Below are 19,549 nucleotides of genomic sequence, written 5' to 3'. Positions count from 1 at the left end.
CCGTCCAGCGGTAGAAGCACGGTCCGACCGAACGGATCTGATGAGGAGATGTCGAGATGAGCGTGCTGATCGCCTATGACGGGTCCGAGGACGCCAAGGCCGCGATCGCCTTCGCCGGGACGTTGCTGAAGGGGCAGCCGGCCGTGGTGCTGACCGTGTGGGAGCGGGCGGCGATGACGTCGGCGCGCGCGTCGGCGGGGCTTGTGGTCGCGGTGGGAGACACGAGCGCGGAGGACGACGCGATCGAGCAGTCCATGACGGAGCTGGCGGCCGAGGGGGCCAGGCTCGCGCGGGAGGCGGGACTGGAGGCCACGCACCGGGTGGCGACCGACGCGCTGTCCGTGTGGTCGGCGATCGTGGACGTGGCCGAGGACATCGGCGCCACGCTCATCGTGACGGGCACGCGGGGCATGGGCGGGATCCGGTCGCTGCTGCTGGGCAGCACGTCGGACCGCGTGCTGCACCACGCCACCAGGCCCGTCCTGGTGGTCCCGTCCCCGCACACGGACTCCTGACCCGCCCGCCGCCGGTCCTGTGCCGATGCGAGAATGTCGGCGGCGTGGGCCGGAGGCGTGGGGCGGAGGCGGCGCGGGGCCGAGCGGCTCCCGTCGAGGGAGGAGCGACGTGGCGGAGGGGCTGGCGCGGCGGCTCGGCACTGGGGACGCGGTCGTCGTCGGGCTGAGCGCGATGATCGGCGCGGGGGTGTTCGCCGCGTTCGCGCCGGCGGCCGCCGCCGCCGGGCCGTGGCTGCTCGCCGCCCTGGCACTGGCGGCCGTCGTCGCCTACTGCAACGCCACGTCCTCGGCCCGCCTGGCCGCCCTCCATCCCGAGTCCGGGGGCACCTACGTCTACGGCCGGCGGCGGCTCGGCCCGCTGTGGGGCTACCTGGCCGGTTGGGGTTTCACGGTCGGCAAGACGGCCTCCTGCGCCGCGATGGCGCTGACCTTCGGCGCCTACGTGGCGCCGGGCCTCGCCAGACCGCTCGCCGTCGCCGCCGTCGTGGCGGTCACCGTGCTCAACCTGTACGGCGTGCAACGATCCGCCGTGGCGGCGCGGGTGATGGTGGCGTTCGTGCTGGCCGTCCTCGCGGCGGTCATCGCCACCGGCCTGCTCGCCGCCCCGCCTGCCCCGGGCGGGCAGAACCCGATGACGCCCGGCCTGTGGGGGGTGCTCCAGGGGGCCGGGCTGCTGTTCTTCGCGTTCGCCGGGTACGCCCGGATCGCCACCCTGGGCGAGGAGGTACGCGACCCGGGCCGGACCATCCCCCGCGCGATCGGGATCGCCCTCGGCGTCACACTCGCCGTCTACGTCCTGGTGGCCGTGGCCGCCCTCCACGTCCTGGGCCACGCGCGGCTGGCGGCCTCCGGCGCCCCGCTGGCGGAGGTGGTGACGGCGGCGGGCTTCGGCGGGCTGCGGCCCGTGGTGACGGCCGGCGCGGCGGTGGCGGCGCTCGGGGCGCTGCTCGCCCTCGTGCTCGGCGTCTCCCGTACGGTGCTGGCCATGGCGCGCGAGCGCGACCTGCCGCACGTGCTGTCCGCGGTCGACCCGGTACGGCGGGTGCCCCGGCGCGCCGAGCTCGCCGTGGGCGTCGCGGTGGTCCTGCTGGTGCTGGTGGCGGACCTGCGCGGGGCGATCGGGTTCTCCTCGTTCGGGGTGCTGGTGTACTACGCGATCGCCAACGCCGCCGCCCTCACCCTGTCGCAGGAGGAGGGCGCCCCGCCCAGGATCGTCCCCGTGGCGGGTCTCCTCCTGTGCCTGCTGCTCGCCGCCACCCTGCCGCCGGTCTCCGTGGCGGCGGGCCTGGCGGTCTTCGCCGTGGGGGCAGGCGTCCGGGCGCTCGTCCACCGCCGCACGTGAGCCTGGAGACGCGTGACGTACGCGGTCCGGAAAAAGGGCGAGCCGGCGCGGCGGGCGGGGCGTTAGGATCGGCGGCATGACGCTGCGCACGGTGATGACCGCCCCCTAGGGGGTCCATCGTCCGCGTCCTGTCGAGGCCCCGCTGACCGGGGCCTTCGTCATGTCCGGCCCCATGGGAGGTTCCGGATGTACGTCACGACCACGATTCCCTACGTCAATGCCCGCCCGCACCTGGGGTTCGCCCTGGAGATCGTGCAGGCGGACGTGCTCGCCCGCCACCGTCGCGGGCGGGGTGAGCCCGTGCGGTTCCAGACCGGCACCGACGACAACTCGCTCAAGAACGTCCTGGCCGCCGAGGCCGAGGGGGTGCCGGTGCGGGAGCTGGTGGACCGCAACGCGGCGGCCTTCGAGGCGCTGCGCGAGCCACTGGAGCTGTCGTTCGACGCCTTCGTCAGGACCAGCCGCCATCCCGGCCACCGGGCGGGCGTCGAGCGGATCTGGAAGGCCGTCTCCCACGACCTCTACCGGCGCTCCTACGAGGGCCTCTACTGCGTGGGCTGCGAGCAGTTCTACCCGGAAGGGCCATGCCCGGAGGGGCACGAGGCGCCGTTGCAGCGGGTGGCGGAGGAGAACTGGTTCTTCCGCCTGTCCCGCTACGGCGAGCGGCTGATCGACCTCGTCGAGAGCGGGCGGCTGCGGGTCGAGCCGGCCGCGCGGCGCAACGAGGTGCTGGCGTTCCTGCGGGGCGGCCTGGAGGACCTCAGTGTCTCGCGCTCCGCCGCCCGCGCCCGCGGCTGGGGCATCCCCGTGCCGGGCGATCCGGATCAGGTGGTGTACGTGTGGTGGGACGCCCTGGCCAACTACGTCACCGCCCTGGAGGACGACTACGACCGCTGGTGGGTGCGGGAGCCCCGCAAGATCCACCTGGTGGGCAAGGGCGTGATTCGGTTCCACGCGGTGTACTGGCCCGCGATGCTGCTGTCGGCGGGGCTGCCGCTGCCGAGCGACATCGTCGTCCACGACTACCTGACGGCCGGCGGGCGCAAGATCAGCAAGTCGTCCGGGGTCACCGTGGACCCGGTGGCGCTCGTGCGGGCCTATGGCGTCGACGCCGTGCGGTGGTGGCTGCTGCGGGAGGTGCCGCGCGTGGGTGACGCCGACTTCACCGAGGAACGGCTGGTCGCCCGCGCGGACGAGGACCTGGCCAACGGCGTCGGCAACCTGGTCAACCGGGTCGTCACGATGGTCCATCGCTTCCAGGACGGCCACGTGACCGATCGGGAAGATCTGCCGGGCCTGGCCGGGGAGGCGGAGCGGGCGCTCGCGGAGGTCGAGGAGCGGACGGGCGCGCTCGTGGACGAGGCGCTGGAGGACTTCGACTTCCGGCGGGCCGCCGCGGCGGTTCAGGAGATCGTGGCGGCGGCGAACGCGTACGTCGAGCGGGTCAGGCCGTGGCAGCAGGAGCCGGCCGATCGGGAGGCGTCGCTGGCCGCGCTGGTGGCCGCCTGCCGGACGCTGGCCGTACGGCTGGAGCCCTTCCTGCCCTCGGCGGCGGCGCGCGTGGCGGCGGCCGTGAGCGGCGAGCGGCTGCCCGCGCCCCGCCCGCTGTTCCCCCGCCTCGCCGGTTCGGACGTTGACCGGCTTCCGGGACGCGCCTAGGTTGGCGCCTGCACGGCCTGGACGGTGTGGGCGGCGCTCGGGTGAGCGCGTACCGGCCGGCCGGCATGGAGGTGACCATGCCCGTCCCCACCGTGCGGGGCCCCGTCGAGGCCGCCGATCTCGGGCAGACGCTGATGCACGAGCACGTGTTCGTCCTCTCGCCCGAGCACCTGGAGAACTACGGCCGGGGCGTCTGGTGGGACGAGGAGTTCCGCGTGGCCGACGCGATCCGCAAGCTCAACGCGCTGGCCGCGAAGGGCGTGCGGACCATCGTCGACCCGACCGTGTGGGGCCTCGGCCGGTACATCCCGCGCATCCAGCGCGTCGCCGCCGGCGTGCCGGACCTGCACATCGTCGTCGCCACCGGCCTCTACTGCTTCGAGGAGCTGCCGCACCAGTACGAGCACCGCGGCCCCGGCCTGCTCCTGGACGGCCCGGACCCGATGGTGGACGACTTCGTGCGCGACCTGACCGTGGGCATCGCCGACACCGGGGTGCGGGCGGCGTTCCTCAAGTGCGTGGTCGAGGAGAAGGGGCTGACGCCCGGCGTCGAGCGCATCTGCCGGGCCGTCGCCCAGGCGCACCTGCGCACGGGCGCGCCGATCACCGTGCACACGAACGCCGGGGCGCGCACCGGGACGATCGCGCTCGACCTGTTCGCCAAGGAGGGCGTGGACCTGACGAAGGTGGTCGTGGGCCACGCCGGCGACTCCAACGACCTCGACCACCTCATGAGCCTGGCCGACACGGGCGCCACGCTCGGCATGGACCGGTTCGGCCTGGACCTGTACAACTCGACCGAGCAGCGCGTGGCCACCATCGCGGAGCTGTGCCGTCGCGGGTACGCCGACCGGATGGTGCTCAGCCACGACACGGCGTGCTTCATGGACTACTTCGGCGCGGCCTGGGACGACGACCTGGCCACCATCGCCCCAAACTGGCGATACGATCACATTCACGATCAGGTCTTGGCAATGTTGCTGGAATCGGGCGTGGCGCAGCGGCATATCGACCAAATGCTGGTGTATAACCCGAGAAGCTACTTTGCGTAAAGTAGCGGGATTGGTAACACAACGCGGGTAGGTGGAGCTGGGTGACCTCGGAGCAAGCCTTGTCGATCAGCTTGGGGCTCCAGGGCCCATGCGTCATCGCGAGGCTCACAGGAGACTTCGATTTCGCCTCAGCCGCCGAAGTGCGCGATCGCGTGACCAAGGCGCTCGATCTCACGCAGCCGCCGATGCTGGTCATCGACATGCAGGGCGTCGAGGTGTGCGACTCGTCCGGCCTGTCGGTGCTCGTCTACGTGCACAAGGCCGTCACCGCGTCCGGCGGCCGGCTGCTGCTGGCCGGGCTGAACGGCAGGTGCAAGCACCTGTTCGCGATCACCGCGCTGGACAAGTTCTTCGACATCCGCAGCACGGCCGAGCTGGCCATCGCCGAACTCAGCGAACCGGGGAATTCACCGCCGTTCACGGGGTAGTCGCGATGGCATGCCGGCCCACGAGCCCGACCTTCTTGGTGTCTACCTGGAGCAGATCGGCGGTATCCCGCTGCTGACCGCCGCCGACGAGGTCGAGCTCGCCCGGCGCGTCGAGGCCGGCCTGTACGCCGGCCACCTGATCACCCGTCGCCCGCACCGGGACGGCGCGTACGAGGCGGTGAGCCTCGCCGAGCTGTGCGAGATCCGGGACGAGGGGCTGCGCGCCAAGGATGTGCTCATCAGGTCCAACCTGCGCCTCGTGGTGGCCGCCGCCCGGCGTTACGCCCAGCGCGGGCTGCCCCTCCTCGACGTCATCCAGGAGGGCAACCTCGGGCTGATCCGGGCCGTGGAGAAGTTCGACTACAGGCGCGGCTACAAGTTCTCGACGTACGGGATGTGGTGGATCCGTCAGGCCATCGAGCGCGGCATCCACGACAAGGGTCGTACCGTCCGGCTGCCCACGCACGTCGGCGAGGAGCTGTCGCGCCTGACCCGGCTGGACCGGCGGCTCGCCGTCGAGCTGGGCCGCGAGCCGCGCGACGCCGAGCTGGCCGAGGTCGCCGGGCGCACGGTGGCCGAGGTCACCACGCTGCGCCGCCTGGCCCGGGACACCGTCAGCCTCGACCTGCCGGTCGGCGAGAACAGTGAGAGCAGCCTCGGCGACATGATCGTCGACGAGAACGGCCCGCAGGTGCAGGAGCTCACCGAGCAACGGGCGCTCAGCGCGGAGCTGCGCGCGCTCGTCACCGCGCTCCCGCCCCGTGAGGCGTTCGTCATCCGGCAGCGGTACGGCCTGGCGGGCAGCGAGGCCGCCACGTACGGGACGATCGCGGACCACCTGGGGCTGACCCGCGAGCGTGTCCGCCAGCTGGAGCGGCAGGCGCTGAAGCGGCTCAGGCGCAGGAGCCCGGTGACGGCGTGGGCGTCGTGAGGCGTTGACCCGGTGGAGACCGTGACGGTTAATCGAAGGGCCTGAGGTCGCTTCTGACGGGGGAAGCGAGGGCTCGTCGCCTCTGGGGGCGCCATGCGCAACCGTCTCTCGGCCACGCTCTTATCGGCCACGCTGCTGTCCGCCACGCTCCTGTCCGCCGCACCGGTCCCGGCCGCGGCCGCGGATGCGGGCGCCAGTGCGCATCTGATCCGCTACAAGATCGTCTTCGGCAGGTGCAAGGACACGTGCCGCATCAAGGTCCAGATCACCAACATCTCGCGCAAGACCCTGTACGACGTCTCGCTCACCGCCCGGCTCAAGGTCAACAAGACCAAGGTCGGCTCGTGCCACGACTATGTGGGCACCATCCGCGCCAAGCGCGAGCGCTGGGCGGGCTGCACCGTGCGCTCCGCCAAGCTGACGTCGATGTGGAAGCGGTGGCTCGACGGCGAGATCCGCTGGGACACCCGCGCCGGCACGGTCGTCCACTACGAGTACTACCGCTGATACGCGTACTACCCGCTGCGGCCGACCGGCCGTATCGCCGGCCTGGTCCGAGGACCGGGCGGGAAAGCCAGGGGTCCGAGACCGGCTCGGCCCCTGGCCGTCATGTCAGGAGGTGACGAGCAGGGCCAGGCCGATCAGCACCACGATCGGCACCACCCAGACCACGGCCTCGGCAGCGAACTCCTTGTACATCGCGCGGATCTCCCTCATCACGCCCCGGGGGGCGGCGTACACGTCACTGCGCAGCATAGCCGCCCACGCCCGCCACTCCGTCCAGCACCGCCCCCGCGCCTGCCCGGTGGGAGGAGACGGGGATCGGACCACAGGGCCGGGGTCAGCCCTCGTCCTCGTCGCGCGGACGGCTCCGGGCCAGGCGCTTGCCCAGTCCGGCCAGGGACTCGTCGGCCATCAGCGCCGCCAGACGGGGCGCGTCGGCGTCCACCTGGCGCAGGACCTCCGGGTCCGCGCCGGCGAAGCGGCTCCAGGCGCGCACCACGTCCGGCATGGCGGCGATCGCGTCAGGCGACAGGATCGCCTCCCGGGGCAGCCACGACGTGAGGAACTGCGACACCCTCCCCGGACTCCACCACAGGGGACGATCCCCGATGAACTCCACCAGCTTCGCGAACGCCTCCTCGGCTCCCGGCAGGGCGGGCAGGTCGTGGAAGCGGGAGAGCGTGTCGTCGGGAGCCGGCCGTACCGGATCGGGGACAGAACGGGCGCGGGCCAGCGCGAACGGCCGCATGCCCGGGAACGTGTCGGCGACCGCCGCCCCCATGACGCGGTCCGTGAGCTCCACCGCGTCCAGGATCCGCCCGGCCACGGCCCGGGGCTCGGACGGTTCGAGGCTCAGGTCGTCGAGGAACTTGCGCTCCTCCACCAGCGCGTCCACCGCCAGGCCGCCGTTGACCTGGTCGACGGCGACGACGAGCAGGTGCGGCTCCTTGCCGGAGCGGTAGTGGAAGGACAGGGCGGCGAGCGCCTGGAGGCCGTGGCGATCCGCCTTGCCGTACCAGGCTCCGTCGCACTCGATTTGCCCCATCCGCGCCACCCAGCCGGGCAACGCGTCCCTGGCCTCGGCGCCGTGCGCGGCGTACAGATCGGCGAGGGGCGGCTCGCCGGCGGGCGCGGCATCCGCCTGCGCCTCCACGGCGTCGGGGGTCGCGACGGCGGCGAGGGCGGCCAGCGTGAGGCGGCCCTCCGGGGTGCCCGCCTCCACCAGCTCCCGCACGAGCCCGCGCGCGTCGGCGGGGTCCAGCCCGCCCATGAGCCGTGACGCCCACAGCTCGGTGCGCAGGGGAGAACGCCACCTGAGCAGATCACGCGCCTGGGTGACCGCCGTCGTAAACGCTGGAGTGCTCACCCTCCGACCGTAGTCCACGGATCTCCATGGCCGGCGCGGGGCGGGGCCACGGTCAGGCCGAGACCGTCGCGCGAGGTCCACCAGTCGCGCGAGGGTCTCGGCCGCCGGCTCATACGGGACGTCCGGCCGGGGCGGTCGGACCCGCCCCCGGCTCGTACGGGACGTCCGGCCGGGGGTGGCCGGACCCGCCCCCGGCCGTACGTCAGCGGTTGTCGCCCGTGAGGCCGGCCTTGCGGAGGGCCTCGGCCATGGCGCCCGAGGGGGCGGGGCGGTCCGGGCGCTGGCCGCCGCGGCCACGCTGGCCGGCGTCGCGGCCGCGAGCGCCGCCGTCACGCCCGTCACGGGCCTGGCCGCCGTCACGGCCCTGACCCCCACCGCGACCCTGGCCGCCGTCGCGGCCCTGCGCGCCGCCGCCGTCACGGCCGCCCGTGCCACGGCCGCCGCCGTTCCGGCCGTTCCCGCCGCGGCCGCCGGCACCCCGGCCACCGCTCCCACCACCGGAGCCCTGACCGCCGGCACCCTGACCACGGGCACCCTGGCCACCGGCACCCCCGTCCCCCCGTGCGCCCTCGGCGCGGCCACGGGGGCCGCGGGACTCGCCGCCGGAGGTGGTCGTCTCGTCCTCCAGCCGGAGCGTGAGGGAGATGCGCTTGCGCGGGATGTCCACGTCCAGCACCTTGACCCGGACGATGTCGCCCGGCTTGACCACGTCGCGCGGGTCCTTGACGAAGGTGCGGGACAGGGCCGAGACGTGGGCCAGGCCGTCCTGGTGGACGCCGACGTCGATGAACGCGCCGAACGCCGCCACGTTGGTGACCACGCCTTCCAGGATCATCCCCGGCTGGAGGTCGGAGATCTTCTCGACGCCCTCCTTGAACGTGGCGGTCTTGAAGGCCGGTCGCGGGTCACGGCCGGGCTTCTCCAGCTCGCGCAGGATGTCGGTGACCGTCGGCAGGCCGAACGTGTCGTCGGTGAACTCCTGCGGCTTGATGGAGCGCAGCGCCGCGGTGTTGCCGATCAGCGTCTTGAGGTCGGTCTGGACCGAGCCGAGGATGCGCCGCACCACGGGGTACGCCTCGGGGTGGACGCTGGAGGCGTCGAGCGGGTCGTCCCCGCCGGGGATCCGCAGGAAGCCCGCGCACTGCTCGAACGCCTTGGGCCCGAGCCGGGCGACGTCCTTCAGCGCCGTACGGGAGCGGAACGGGCCGTTGGCGTCGCGGTGGCGCACGATGCTCTCGGCCAGCGTGGACCCGATGCCGGACACGCGGGTGAGCAGCGGCGCGGAGGCGGTGTTGACGTCGACGCCCACGGCGTTGACGCAGTCCTCGACCACCGCGTCGAGCGAGCGGGACAGCTTGGTCTCGGCCAGGTCGTGCTGGTACTGGCCGACGCCGATCGACTTCGGGTCGATCTTGACCAGCTCGGCCAGCGGGTCCTGGAGGCGGCGGGCGATCGAGACGGCGCCGCGCAGCGAGACGTCGAGCTCGGGCAGCTCCTGCGAGGCGTAGGCGGAGGCCGAGTAGACCGACGCGCCGGCCTCCGACACCACGATCTTGGTGACCGACGGCATGTGCTTGACCAGCTCGCCGGCCAGCTTGTCGGTCTCGCGGGAGGCCGTGCCGTTGCCGATGGCGATCAGCTCGACGCCGTGCCGCTGCACCAGCGCGCCGAGCACCGCGAGCGACTGGTCCCACTGCCGCTTGGGCTCGTGCGGGTAGATGGTGGCGGTCTCGACGACCTTGCCGGTGGCGTCGACCACGGCCACCTTGACGCCGGTGCGCAGGCCAGGGTCGAGGCCCATCGTGGTGCGCGTGCCGGCCGGGGCGGCGAGCAGCAGGTCGCGCAGGTTGGCGGCGAACACCCGGACCGCCTCGTCCTCGGCGGCCTGCCAGAGCCGCATCCGCAGGTCCAGGCCGAGGTGGACGAGGATGCGGGTGCGCCAGGCCCAGCGGACGGTCTCGTTCAGCCAGCGGTCGGCGGGCCGGCCCTGGTCGGAGACGCCGAAGCGGGTGGCGATGCGGCCCTCGTAGTCGGGGCTGTCGTCGGGCTCCAGCGTGACGCTGAGCACCTCCTCCTTCTCGCCCCGGAACATCGCCAGGATGCGGTGGGAGGGCAGCTTGGTGAGCGGCTCGCCGAACTCGAAGTAGTCGGAGAACTTGGCCCCGGCCTCCTCCTTGCCCTCGCGGACCTTGGACACCAGCCGGCCGCGGGTCCAGAGCTGCTCGCGCAGGGACCCGATGAGGTCGGCGTCCTCGGCGAAGCGCTCGATCAGGATGGCCCGCGCCCCCTCCAGCGCCGCACCGGCGTCGGCCACGCCCTCGGTGACGAACCCCTCGGCCTCGGCCGCCGGGTCGAGCGACGGGTCGGCGAGCAGCCGGTCGGCCAGCGGCTCCAGGCCCAGCTCGCGGGCGATCTGCGCCTTGGTGCGCCGCTTGGGCTTGTACGGGAGGTAGATGTCCTCCAGCCGGGCCTTAGTCTCGGCCGCCATGATCTGGGCGCGCAGCTCGTCGTCGAGCTTGCCCTGGGACTCGACGGACTCCAGGATGGCCGTCCGCCGCTCCTCCAGCTCGCGCAGGTAGCGCAGCCGCTCCTCCAGGGTGCGCAGCTGGGCGTCGTCGAGGGCGCCGGTGACCTCCTTGCGGTATCGGGCGATGAACGGCACCGTGGCGCCGCCGTCGAGCAGCTCGACGGCCGCGAGCACCTGCCCGTCGCGCACGCCGAGCTCAGCCGCGATCCGCTGGTGAATAGAGAGCACTTGCCTGCCTTTCGATGGTCCCGCCGGTCAATTGTGCAGGAAGGGGCCGTCCCCCGGGACCGCGCGGGCCGCCAGGGCGCGCCGGTCGTCGTCCAGCACCCTAGAGGCAGGCACCGACGATTTCCCGCGGATCAGCGGCGAGCCGAATCAAACGGGGCTCGGGTGGTAGACCTGGGGGATGCGGATCTCGGTGGCGGCCGACAGCCTGGACGGCGTGGCGGAGCGGGTGGTGGAGGAGCTGCGCGGGCGCGGGCACGAGGTGATCGTCCACGGGGCGCTCGACCCGGGCGGGCGCGACGACTGGGCGTGGGCGTCGGAGGCGGCGGCGCGCGACGTCGGCGAGGGGCGGGCCGACCAGGCCGTGGTGTGCTGCTGGACCGGCACGGGCGCGTCCATCGCGGCCAACAAGGTGCCGGGCGTCCGGGCGGCGCTGTGCGCCGACGCGTACACCGCGGACGGGGCCCGCAGGTGGAACGACGCGAACGTGCTGGCCCTCAGCCTGCGCCTCACCTCGGAGGTGGTGCTCGGCGAGATCCTGGAGGCGTGGTTCGCGGGCGAGCCCAGCACGGACGACGCCGACCGCTCGAACGTCTCCCACCTCGACGAAATCTGACTTCTCCTCGCGTATAGGGCGTTTCGGACTGGCGGCAACGTGGTGCCATGTGCTTGGTTGTGACGCCTCATGAAGATTCAACTGACTGACGTCGCGGCTCTCGCCCGCGGCTGCGCCGTGCTGGGCACCGGTGGCGGGGGCGACGTGCGTACCGGGGCGCTGGCGGCGCGGCGGGCGATCCAGGAGTACGGCGACGTGCCGCTCGTCGGGCTGGCGGACTTACCGGATGACGCCCTGGTGGTGCCGCTGTCCGGCATCGGCGCGCCCACGGTCAGCCACGAGATGATCCACGGCGAGGACGAGCCCCGGCGGATCGCCCAGGAGATCGAGCGGATCTTCGGCCGGCCGCCGTCCGCGGTCATGTCGTCGGAGATCGGTGGGGCCAACGGGGTCGCGCCCGTCGCCTGGGCGGCGCAGCTCGGCCTGCCGCTGCTGGACGCCGACGGCATGGGCCGGGCGTTCCCCGAGGTGCAGATGGTCTCCATGTACGTGGCGGGGCTGCCGGCCGACCTGGTGATCATGGCGGACATCGTGGGCAACGTCGTCACGATCAGGCCGGTGGACGGCCTGTGGTCGGAGCGGCTGGCCCGCGCGGTCTGCGTGGCGGCCGGGTCGCACGCGCTCATGGCCGACTACGTGCTCACCGCCGAGGGCGCGCGGGGCGCCGTCATCGAGGGCACGGTCACGCGGGCCCTGGCCGTCGGCCGGGCCACCGAGGGGACGGGCGACCCGCTGGAGGCGCTGCGGCGCGAGCTGGGGGCGTACGAGCTGATCACCGGCAAGCTGGCGGACGTGGAGCGGCGCACCACGGGCGGGTTCGTGCGGGGCACGGCGACGGTCGAGGGCACCGGAGCCGACCGCGGCCGGGCCCTGACCCTTGAGCTGCAGAACGAGAACCTCGTCGCCACGGCCGGCGGCCGGATCATGGCCATGGTGCCCGACCTCATCACGGTGGTCGACACCGAGACGGCCGCGGCCATCCAGACCGAGTCGCTCCGGTACGGCCAGCGCGTCACGGTGCTGGCCTGGCCGTGCGACCCGCTGTGGCGCACCCCGAGGGGCCTGGAGACGGCCGGTCCCCGGGCCTTCGGCTACGACCTCGACTACACCCCGGTCGAAGACCTGGCGAAGGACCCGGCGGAGGAGCCGGTGAAGGAGGGTCCGCGTGGTTGACGGAGCTCGGGGAGCCCTGCGCGTCGGGATCGACGTCGGCGGGACGAACACTGACGCGGTGGTGCTCGACGCCGCCGACCGGGTGATCGCCAAGGCAAAGCGGCCGACCACGCCCGACGTGACGAGCGGCCTGCGGGCGGCGCTCGGCGCGGTCCTGGCCGAGCTGGACCAGCACGCGGAGGGCCACGTGACCCGCGTCATGCTGGGGACCACGCACGCCACGAACGCCATCCTGGAGCGCCGCGGTCTCGGCCGGGTGGCGGTGGTGCGGCTGGGCGCGCCCGCCACGACGTCCGTGCCGCCGCTGTCCGACTGGCCCGCCGCCCTGCGCGCCGCCGTCTCCGCCGGTGAGGCCGTGCTGCCCGGCGGTCACTACGTGGACGGCCGCGAGATCGGCCCGCTCGACCGCGACGCGATCCGCCGGTTCCTCGACGGGCTGCGCAAGGACGGGGCCAGGGTGGACGCGGTGGCGGTGACGGGCGTGTTCAGCCCGGCCACGGCCGACCACGAGCGGGCGGTCGCGGAGCTGGTGGCGGCCGAGTACGGGCTGCCCGTGTCGGTCAGCCACGAGATCGGCTCGCTGGGCCTGCTGGAGCGCGAGAACGCGACCGTGCTCAACGCCGCCCTGTACGGTGTGGCCGGGCACGTCACCGGCGCGCTGGCCGGGGCCCTGGCCGAGCACGGGCTGACCGCCACGCCGTACCTGGCGCAGAACGACGGCACGCTGATGACCACGGAGCACGCGGCGCGGCTGCCGGTGTCGACCATCGGCTCCGGCCCGGCCAACTCGCTGCGCGGCGCCGCGTTCCTGTCGGGCGTGGCCGAGGCGGTCGTGGCCGACGTGGGCGGCACCTCCACGGACCTCGGCGTGCTGACCGGCGGGTTCCCGAGGGAGTCGGCGGCGGCCGTGGAGATCGGCGGGGTGCTCACCAACTTCCGCATGCCGGACATCCTGGCCATCGCGCTGGGCGGCGGGACCGTGGTCCGGGGCGAGGAGGTCGGGCCCGACTCGGTGGGATACCGCATCACCGAGGAGGCGCTGGTCTTCGGCGGCTCCACGGTCACCATGACCGACGCGGCGGTGGCCGCCGGCCGTACCCCTCCGGGAGCGGACGACTGGCGCGCCCGGCTGGGCGACGGGGTGCGACGGGACGGCCTGGAAAGAGCCGTGGCGGTCGCCGACGCGATGGTGGCCGACGCCGTGGACCGGATGTCGCTCGGGCGGGCCGACCGGCCGCTGGTGGCGGTGGGGGGCGGCGCGTTCCTGCTGCCGCCGCGCGTCGCCGGGGTGAGCGGCGTGGTGCGGCCCCGCCACGCCGAGGTGGCCAACGCCGTGGGGGCCGCGATCGCGCTGGCGAGCGGCAGAGTGGATACGATCTTGCCTGCGGGCGAAAGCCGGTCGAAAGCGATCGAAAGGGTCAAGGAGGAGGCGGCCGCGCGAGCCGTCGCCGCGGGCGCGGACTCCTCGCGGGTCGAGATCGTGGACCTGCTGGAGGTGCCCCTGAGCTACCTCTCCGAGCCCGCCGTGCGCGTACACGTGAAAGCCGCCGGACCTCTCGCCCGGTGACGTAACCGAAAGGATCCCCCCACCATGCGCTGGCACAAGCGGCTGCTCGTCGCCGGAGTAGCCGGAGTCGTCGCCATGACCGCGTCCGCGTGCGCGGGCGGCCAGGTTCGTGGCGCCGGCGGCACACCCGAGCCGGGCACGAGCACGGGCGCGAGCGCGGGCCCGGGCACCGGCCGACCGGCCGGGCAGGCCAACGACGCCACGTTCGTCTACGCCCCGAACCTCGACGTGGTCACCGACTGGGACCCGGCGAGCTCGTACTCCAACGAGATCATCGCCATGTCGAACATCTACGAGGGGCTCACCCGGTACGACGCCGACGCGCGCAAGCCGGTGCCGCGCCTGGCCACGGAGTGGACGTCGGCGGCCGGCGGCAAGGAGTGGACCTTCAAGCTGCGGCAGGGCGTGAAGTTCCACACCGGCGCGCCGCTCGACGCCGAGGCGGCCAAGAAGGCCATCGAGCGCACGATGAAGATCAACTCCGGTGCGGCGTACATCTGGGGCGCGGTCAAGACGATCGACGCGGTCGACGCCTCGACGCTGAGGTTCACCCTCAAGTACGCCGCCCCGCTCGACCTCGTCGCCTCCTCCGGCTACGCCGCCTACATCTACGACACGGCCGCCGCGGACCGGCTCAAGGACGGCAAGGCCGACGCCGGCACCGGCCCGTACACCATCGACACCTGGCAGAAGGGCAAGGAGACCGAGCTCACGCTCAAGGCGTTCGAGGGTTACTGGGGCGGCTGGAAGCCGGAGCAGTACAAGAAGGTGGCCTTCCGCGTCACCCCGGAGATCACCACGGCCTGGCAGCTCCTGCAGAAGGGCGAGGTGAGCTTCGTCCCGCGGCTCAACCCGCAGCTGTTCGAGCAGGCCGGCATGACGGAGGGCGTGCAGAGCTCGCAGAAGCCGTCCTTCCAGAACCTGCTCGTGCTCTTCAACACCGCGACCGGCCCCGCCAAGGACGTCAAGGTCCGGCAGGCGCTCCAGCTCGCGATCGACTACGACGGCCTGGTCGCCGCCCTCAAGGGCGCGGGCACCAAGGCGTCGGGCCTGGTGCCGGACGGGCTGCTCGGCCACGTCGCCGGCATGGAGCCCAAGCAGGACCTGGCCCGGGCGCAGGAGCTGCTCAACGCGGCCGGCTACGGGCCCGACCTGGAGGAGCTCAAGCTGACGATGACCTACGCGCAGGGCGACGAGGACCAGAAGCTGCTGGTCACGCTGCTCAGCTCGACGCTCAAGCGGCTCAACGTCACCCTCCAGGCCAAGCCGATGGCCTGGAACGCCCAGTGGGACCTCGGCAAGAAGAAGGGCCAGGACCTGTTCGTCATGTACTGGTACCCGGACTACCCCGACGCGTACTCGTGGTTCCTCAACGTGTTCAAGAGCGCCGACCAGCCGCAGTTCAACCTGTCGTACCTGAAGAACGCGGAGATCGACAAGGCCATCGACGCGCTGCCGCAGCTCTCGGCCACGGACGCGCTCGCCGCGGACCAGGCGTACGCCGACCTCCAGAAGAAGATCATCCAGGACCAGGCCGCGGTGGCCGTGCCGTACGTGCAGACCTACCAGCGCGCGCTGTCCGCCACGGTCCAGGGCTACGCCGACAACCCGGCCTACCCGAACGTGGTCTTCTTCTACGACCTCAAGCCCGCCGGCTGACCCTGTGCCGCGCTACGTGGCCCGCCGGCTCGGCCAGGCGATCCTGGTCGTGGCCGGCGTGGTGGTGCTGACGTTCGTCGTGATGCGGCTCGTGCCGGGCGACCCGGCGGTGGCGTTCGCCGGGCCGAAGGCCACGCCGCAGCAGCTCGCCGAGGCGCGGGCGCGCTTCGGCCTCGACGACCCGCTGCCCGCGCAGCTCTGGAACTACGTCAGGGACCTGGCGACCGGCGACTGGGGGACCAGCCTGCGGACCCGCCGGCCCGTCCTGTCCGACCTGTACGTGGCGTTCCCGGCCTCGCTCGAGCTGGTCGGCGCGGCGCTGCTGATGGCCGTCCTCGTGGGCGTGCCGGCGGGCGTGCTCGCCGCCCGCCACCAAAGCCGGCTCCCCGACCTCGGGGTACGGGTGGGCGGCATGCTGTCGGTCTCGGTGCCGGTGTTCTGGCTCGCGCTGGCGCTGCAGACGGTCTTCGCCGGCAACCTGGGCTGGTTCCCGGTCGCCGGCGAGTACGACTCCGCGCTCGACACCACCAGCCCGCTCACGCTCTGGACGAACATCACGGTCGTGGACGCGCTCATCACCGGCAACTGGCCCATCCTCACCAGCACCCTCGAACACCTGGTGCTGCCCGCGATCGTCGTGGCCGCCTACCCGACGGGGGTGATCGCGCAGATGACGCGGGCCGCGCTGATCGAGGAGGCCGGCCAGGACCACACGCGGCTGGAGCGGGCCCTCGGGTTCGGCGAGACGTCCATCCTGGTCCGGTTCGCCCTGCGGCCGGCGCTCAACCCGGTGCTGTCGCTCATCGCCCTGGTGTTCGCGTACGCGATCGTCAACGGGTTCCTGGTCGAGGCGGTGTTCAACTGGCCGGGGCTCGGCCGGTACGCGGTCGACGCGATCCGCAGCCTGGACACGCCCGCCATCGCCGGGGTCACGCTGCTGGTGGCGCTGGTGTACGTGCTGGCCAACCTGGTCGTGGACCTGCTGCAGGGCGTGGTGGACCCGAGGGCGAGGCTCCGGTGACCGCCGTCTCCGCCGTCGTCTCCGTCAAGGGCCGCGGGGGCGTCGACCGGCTGGCCGTCCTGGGGGCCGCGATCGTCGTGGTGATCGTGCTGTCGGCGGTGCTCGCGCCGTGGCTGGCGCCGTACCCGGAGAACACGCCCGACCCCGTGCACAGCCTCCAGCCGCCGGGCGGCGCGCACTGGTTCGGCACCGACGGCGCGGGCCGCGACGTGCTGACGCAGGTCCTGTACGGCGGGCGCACCTCGCTGACCATCGTCGTCGCCGTGCTGGCCGTCTCGGCGGTGATCGGCGTGACACTGGGCGTCGTGGCCGGGTACGCGGGCGGCTGGGTGCGGGACGTGATCATGCGGGTCACGGACGTGTTCCTGGCCTTCCCGGCGCTGCTGCTGTCGCTGGCCCTCGCGGTGGTGCTCCAGCCGAGCGTCACCACGGTCATCGTGGCCATCGCGGCCACGTGGTGGCCCTGGTACGCGCGGCTCGCGGCCTCCGTCGCCGCCTCGATCGCCACCCGGCCGTACGTGGACGCCGCCCGGTGCCTGGGCGTGCCCGCGCCGCTCATCGTGCTCCGGCACGTCCTGCCGAACTCGCTCACCCCCGTCCTCGTCCAGGTCTCGCTCGACGCGGGCGGTGTCATCCTCACCGGCGCCGCCCTGTCCTACCTGGGCCTGGGCGCGCAGGAGCCGCTGGCCGAGTGGGGGCTGATGGTGCAGCAGAGCCAGACGTACTTCACCACCGACTGGTGGGTCGTCACCTTCCCCGGCCTGGCGATCCTGGTGACGGCCTTCGCCTTCAACCTGCTCGGGGAGGGGCTGCGGGCGGCCCTGGATCCGCGAAGGGTCGTCCGATGATCGAGGTGCGGGAGCTGCGGGTCAGGTACGGGACGCGGACGGTCGCGCACGTGCCCGAGCTGGACGTGGGCGCGGGGGAGTGCGTGGCCATCGTGGGGGAGAGCGGGTCCGGCAAGTCCACCACGCTGCTGTCGCTGCTCGGGCTGACCGAGGGCGCCGAGGTGTCCGGGCGGGTACGGGTCTGCGGCGTGGACGTGCTGACCGCCCCGCCGCGCCGGCTCCGGGAGATCCGCGGCGCCCGGGTGGCGCTGGTCATGCAGTCGCCGCAGGCCGCGCTCAGCCCGGCCACCCGCCTGGGCGTCCTCATGCGGCGCGCGCTGCGGCTGCACGGCGTGGCGGCGACGGACCAGGCCATGGCGGAGGCCGTGGAGGCGGTGCTGCTGGACCCCGCGATCCTGCGCCGCTACCCGCATGAGGTCTCGGGCGGGCAGGCGCAGCGGTTCGCCATCGCGCTGGCCATCGCGCTCGGCGCGGAGGTCGTCCTGGCCGACGAGCCGACCAGCGCCCTCGACGTGACCGTGCAGGCCGAGGTGGTCGGCGTGCTGCGCCGGCTGCGCGAGGAGCGGGGGCTGGCGCTGCTGCTCGTCTCCCACGATCTGGCCCTGGTCTCCACGATCGCCGACCGGGTGCTGGTCATGAAGGACGGCGAGGTCGTGGAGAGCGGCCCGGCCGGCCGGGTGCTGTCCGCGCCGTCCCACCCGTACACGCGCGAGCTGCTGGAGGCGCTGCCATGACCGTGCTGAGGGCGGAGGCCGTGACCCTCGGGTACGGCCGCACGGCCGTCGTCCACGACGTCAGCCTGGACGTCACCGAGGGCGGGGTGGGGCTGATCGGGGAGAGCGGGTCGGGCAAGACCACGCTGGCGCGCGCGTTCCTGGGCCTCCTGACCCCCATGTCCGGGCACATCTGGTACGGCGCCCAGAACCTGAAAAAAGCGGATATGAGGCGCTTTCGGAGGGACGTCCAGCCGGTCTTCCAGGCCGAGGCCCTCGACCCCCGCATGCGCGTCGGCGCCTCGGTCGCCGAGGCGCTGCCCCGCAAGGAGCGGGACCGCGTCCCCGCCCTGCTGGAGAAGGTGGGGCTGCCCGCCGACGTGGCCGAGCGCCGGCCGCACCAGCTCTCCGGCGGCCAGCGCCAGCGCGTGGTCATCGCCCGCGCGCTCGCCGTCTCGCCCCGCCTGCTCATCCTCGACGAGCCCACCAGCGCCCTCGACGTGACCGTGCAGGCCAAAATTTTGGACCTGCTCGCCGGGCTGGGCACCGAGCGGCTGCTCATCACCCACAACCTGGCCGTGGTGGGCCGGCTCTGCCGTACCGCGCACGTGCTGTTCGCCGGGAGAGTCGTCGAGTCGGGGCCCACGGCCGAGCTGCTGGAGCGCCCGGCCCACCCGTACACGCTGGCCCTGCGCGACGCCGTGCCCAGGCTGGGCGGCGAGCCGCCCAGGGCGCGCGGGCGCACCGAGGCGAGGCCGGCCGCCACCGGGTGCCCGTTCCGGCTGCGCTGCCCCCTGGCCGTGCCCGCCTGTGAGCGGGCGCCGGAGCTCAGGGACGTGGGGGAGGGCCGCCGGGCGGCCTGCCACCGTGCCGAGGAGCTGCTCGCCTGATGGGGCGCGGCCGCCTACTTGGCGGCCGTGTGGTTGACCAGGCGCTCGCTCACGTCCTCCGAGAGCCGGGAGATCAGCCGCGCCAGCTCGGCGCGGTCGTCCTCCGGCCAGTCGGCGAGCGCGATGGAGAACCAGTCCATCGTGACCTGGCGGCAGCTCTCCGCGGCCTTGGCCCCGGCGGGCGTGAGCGCGATGCGCCAGGCGCGCCCGTCCTCGGGGTCGCGCACCCGCTCCAGCAGCTCGCGCTTCTCCAGCGCGGACACGTGCCGGGTCACGTGCGGGCTCTCCACCTGGAGCCCTTCGGCGATGGCCCCGATCCGGCGCGGCTCACCCGCGTCGAGCAGGTAGACGAGGATCTGCACGTCCGGCCTGTCCAGCCGGACGCCGGCGGCCTCGGTCAGCCGCTCGTGCGTCTTGGCGCGGTTGAGCGTGGTCACGAGCCGCCGGAACGACGCCACGGTCGTCAGCAGATCTGCGTCCTTCGACATTTACTTACCTAACTTACGTATGTAT

At 73.3% G+C, this 19,549-nt stretch carries 19 protein-coding genes; 15 read left to right on the top strand and 4 right to left on the bottom strand.

Translation table 11 applies throughout. The features are described 5' to 3' along the window. Nucleotides 1-56 precede the first annotated feature (56 nt). The 7 genes from ACIBG4_RS12315 to ACIBG4_RS12285 all read left to right on the top strand — a co-directional run bounded on the left by ACIBG4_RS12315 (nt 57) and on the right by ACIBG4_RS12285 (nt 6,434). The gene (locus ACIBG4_RS12315; RefSeq protein ID WP_310717037.1) at nt 57-515 is read left to right on the top strand and encodes a universal stress protein; all 459 of its coding nucleotides are present in this window, start codon (nt 57-59) and stop codon (nt 513-515) included. Nucleotides 516-624: 109 nt separating this feature from the next. After that, nucleotides 625-1,857: an APC family permease gene (locus tag ACIBG4_RS12310; RefSeq protein WP_397201871.1), complete on the top strand. Its 1,233-nt coding sequence runs from the start codon at nt 625-627 to the stop codon at nt 1,855-1,857. A 186-nt stretch (nt 1,858-2,043) separates the two neighbouring features. Next, nucleotides 2,044-3,516 carry a methionine--tRNA ligase gene (locus ACIBG4_RS12305; protein ID WP_397201870.1) on the top strand — a complete coding sequence of 491 codons (1,473 nt, stop codon included), beginning with the start codon at nt 2,044-2,046 and terminating at the stop codon, nt 3,514-3,516. Nucleotides 3,517-3,593: 77 nt separating this feature from the next. Next, complete coding sequence (locus tag ACIBG4_RS12300; RefSeq protein WP_397201869.1) at nt 3,594-4,568, top strand: phosphotriesterase; 975 nt, start codon at nt 3,594-3,596, stop codon at nt 4,566-4,568. A gap of 41 nt (nt 4,569-4,609) precedes the next feature. Then, nucleotides 4,610-4,996, top strand: coding sequence for an STAS domain-containing protein (locus ACIBG4_RS12295; RefSeq protein WP_310717030.1), 387 nt, complete (start codon nt 4,610-4,612; stop codon nt 4,994-4,996). 10 nt (nt 4,997-5,006) lie between these two features. Next, nucleotides 5,007-5,927: an RNA polymerase sigma factor RpoD/SigA gene (locus ACIBG4_RS12290; RefSeq protein WP_397201868.1), complete on the top strand. Its 921-nt coding sequence runs from the start codon at nt 5,007-5,009 to the stop codon at nt 5,925-5,927. 93 nt (nt 5,928-6,020) lie between these two features. Beyond that, nucleotides 6,021-6,434 carry a hypothetical protein gene (locus ACIBG4_RS12285; RefSeq protein ID WP_397201867.1) on the top strand — a complete coding sequence of 138 codons (414 nt, stop codon included), beginning with the start codon at nt 6,021-6,023 and terminating at the stop codon, nt 6,432-6,434. Nucleotides 6,435-6,539: 105 nt separating this feature from the next. On the opposite strand, the gene ACIBG4_RS12280 is transcribed toward ACIBG4_RS12285, so the two are convergent. The 3 genes from ACIBG4_RS12280 to ACIBG4_RS12270 all read right to left on the bottom strand — a co-directional run bounded on the left by ACIBG4_RS12280 (nt 6,540) and on the right by ACIBG4_RS12270 (nt 10,552). Beyond that, complete coding sequence (locus ACIBG4_RS12280; protein WP_310717024.1) at nt 6,540-6,683, bottom strand: hypothetical protein; 144 nt, start codon at nt 6,681-6,683, stop codon at nt 6,540-6,542. Nucleotides 6,684-6,768: 85 nt separating this feature from the next. Further along, nucleotides 6,769-7,797 carry a hypothetical protein gene (locus ACIBG4_RS12275; protein ID WP_397201866.1) on the bottom strand — a complete coding sequence of 343 codons (1,029 nt, stop codon included), beginning with the start codon at nt 7,795-7,797 and terminating at the stop codon, nt 6,769-6,771. Between the two features lie 202 nt (nt 7,798-7,999). Next, the gene (locus tag ACIBG4_RS12270) at nt 8,000-10,552 is read right to left on the bottom strand and encodes a Tex family protein (protein WP_397201865.1); all 2,553 of its coding nucleotides are present in this window, start codon (nt 10,550-10,552) and stop codon (nt 8,000-8,002) included. A 178-nt stretch (nt 10,553-10,730) separates the two neighbouring features. On the opposite strand from ACIBG4_RS12270, the gene ACIBG4_RS12265 reads away from it, so the two are divergent. From ACIBG4_RS12265 to ACIBG4_RS12230, 8 genes are all read left to right on the top strand, one after another. Continuing rightward, nucleotides 10,731-11,165, top strand: a complete 435-nt coding sequence (locus ACIBG4_RS12265) for an RpiB/LacA/LacB family sugar-phosphate isomerase (RefSeq protein ID WP_310714610.1) — start codon at nt 10,731-10,733, stop codon at nt 11,163-11,165. Between the two features lie 69 nt (nt 11,166-11,234). Next, the gene (locus ACIBG4_RS12260; RefSeq protein ID WP_397201864.1) at nt 11,235-12,338 is read left to right on the top strand and encodes a DUF917 domain-containing protein; all 1,104 of its coding nucleotides are present in this window, start codon (nt 11,235-11,237) and stop codon (nt 12,336-12,338) included. Further along, nucleotides 12,331-13,905, top strand: coding sequence for a hydantoinase/oxoprolinase N-terminal domain-containing protein (locus ACIBG4_RS12255; protein ID WP_397201863.1), 1,575 nt, complete (start codon nt 12,331-12,333; stop codon nt 13,903-13,905). Before ACIBG4_RS12260 ends, ACIBG4_RS12255 begins: the two co-directional genes overlap by 8 nt. 24 nt (nt 13,906-13,929) lie before the next feature. Next, nucleotides 13,930-15,564, top strand: a complete 1,635-nt coding sequence (locus ACIBG4_RS12250; protein ID WP_397201862.1) for an ABC transporter substrate-binding protein — start codon at nt 13,930-13,932, stop codon at nt 15,562-15,564. A 4-nt stretch (nt 15,565-15,568) separates the two neighbouring features. Further along, on the top strand, nt 15,569-16,585 hold the full coding sequence (locus ACIBG4_RS12245; RefSeq protein ID WP_397201861.1) for an ABC transporter permease: 1,017 nt from the start codon (nt 15,569-15,571) through the stop codon (nt 16,583-16,585). After that, nucleotides 16,582-17,433, top strand: a complete 852-nt coding sequence (locus tag ACIBG4_RS12240; protein WP_397201860.1) for an ABC transporter permease — start codon at nt 16,582-16,584, stop codon at nt 17,431-17,433. The genes ACIBG4_RS12245 and ACIBG4_RS12240 overlap by 4 nt, the downstream gene beginning before the upstream one ends. Continuing rightward, nucleotides 17,430-18,167, top strand: a complete 738-nt coding sequence (locus ACIBG4_RS12235) for an ABC transporter ATP-binding protein (RefSeq protein WP_310714622.1) — start codon at nt 17,430-17,432, stop codon at nt 18,165-18,167. The genes ACIBG4_RS12240 and ACIBG4_RS12235 overlap by 4 nt, the downstream gene beginning before the upstream one ends. Continuing rightward, the gene (locus tag ACIBG4_RS12230) at nt 18,164-19,036 is read left to right on the top strand and encodes an ABC transporter ATP-binding protein (RefSeq protein WP_397201859.1); all 873 of its coding nucleotides are present in this window, start codon (nt 18,164-18,166) and stop codon (nt 19,034-19,036) included. Before ACIBG4_RS12235 ends, ACIBG4_RS12230 begins: the two co-directional genes overlap by 4 nt. 14 nt (nt 19,037-19,050) lie before the next feature. Here ACIBG4_RS12230 and ACIBG4_RS12225 read toward each other — a convergent pair whose 3' ends face one another. Next, nucleotides 19,051-19,524 (bottom strand): MarR family winged helix-turn-helix transcriptional regulator, encoded by a 474-nt coding sequence (locus tag ACIBG4_RS12225; RefSeq protein ID WP_397201858.1) that lies wholly within the window; start codon nt 19,522-19,524, stop codon nt 19,051-19,053. Between the last annotated feature and the right edge of the window lie 25 nt (nt 19,525-19,549).

This window comes from Nonomuraea sp. NPDC050383 (genome assembly GCF_044459125.1).
Lineage (GTDB): Bacteria > Actinomycetota > Actinomycetes > Streptosporangiales > Streptosporangiaceae > Nonomuraea.
This window is presented reverse-complemented; position numbering and strand designations above follow the sequence as displayed.

What these genes read in the sequence shown, in the direction of transcription:
- ACIBG4_RS12280 (WP_310717024.1), bottom strand. Translation starts at nt 6,683, where the DNA reads ATGCTGCGCAGTGACGTGTACGCCGCCCCCCGGGGCGTGATGAGGGAG.
- ACIBG4_RS12225 (WP_397201858.1), bottom strand. Translation starts at nt 19,524, where the DNA reads ATGTCGAAGGACGCAGATCTGCTGACGACCGTGGCGTCGTTCCGGCGG.
- ACIBG4_RS12305 (WP_397201870.1), top strand. Translation starts at nt 2,044, where the DNA reads ATGTACGTCACGACCACGATTCCCTACGTCAATGCCCGCCCGCACCTG.
- ACIBG4_RS12315 (WP_310717037.1), top strand. Translation starts at nt 57, where the DNA reads ATGAGCGTGCTGATCGCCTATGACGGGTCCGAGGACGCCAAGGCCGCG.
- ACIBG4_RS12260 (WP_397201864.1), top strand. Translation starts at nt 11,235, where the DNA reads ATGAAGATTCAACTGACTGACGTCGCGGCTCTCGCCCGCGGCTGCGCC.
- ACIBG4_RS12290 (WP_397201868.1), top strand. Translation starts at nt 5,007, where the DNA reads ATGCCGGCCCACGAGCCCGACCTTCTTGGTGTCTACCTGGAGCAGATC.
- ACIBG4_RS12230 (WP_397201859.1), top strand. Translation starts at nt 18,164, where the DNA reads ATGACCGTGCTGAGGGCGGAGGCCGTGACCCTCGGGTACGGCCGCACG.
- ACIBG4_RS12300 (WP_397201869.1), top strand. Translation starts at nt 3,594, where the DNA reads ATGCCCGTCCCCACCGTGCGGGGCCCCGTCGAGGCCGCCGATCTCGGG.
- ACIBG4_RS12285 (WP_397201867.1), top strand. Translation starts at nt 6,021, where the DNA reads ATGCGCAACCGTCTCTCGGCCACGCTCTTATCGGCCACGCTGCTGTCC.
- ACIBG4_RS12265 (WP_310714610.1), top strand. Translation starts at nt 10,731, where the DNA reads ATGCGGATCTCGGTGGCGGCCGACAGCCTGGACGGCGTGGCGGAGCGG.
- ACIBG4_RS12250 (WP_397201862.1), top strand. Translation starts at nt 13,930, where the DNA reads ATGCGCTGGCACAAGCGGCTGCTCGTCGCCGGAGTAGCCGGAGTCGTC.
- ACIBG4_RS12235 (WP_310714622.1), top strand. Translation starts at nt 17,430, where the DNA reads ATGATCGAGGTGCGGGAGCTGCGGGTCAGGTACGGGACGCGGACGGTC.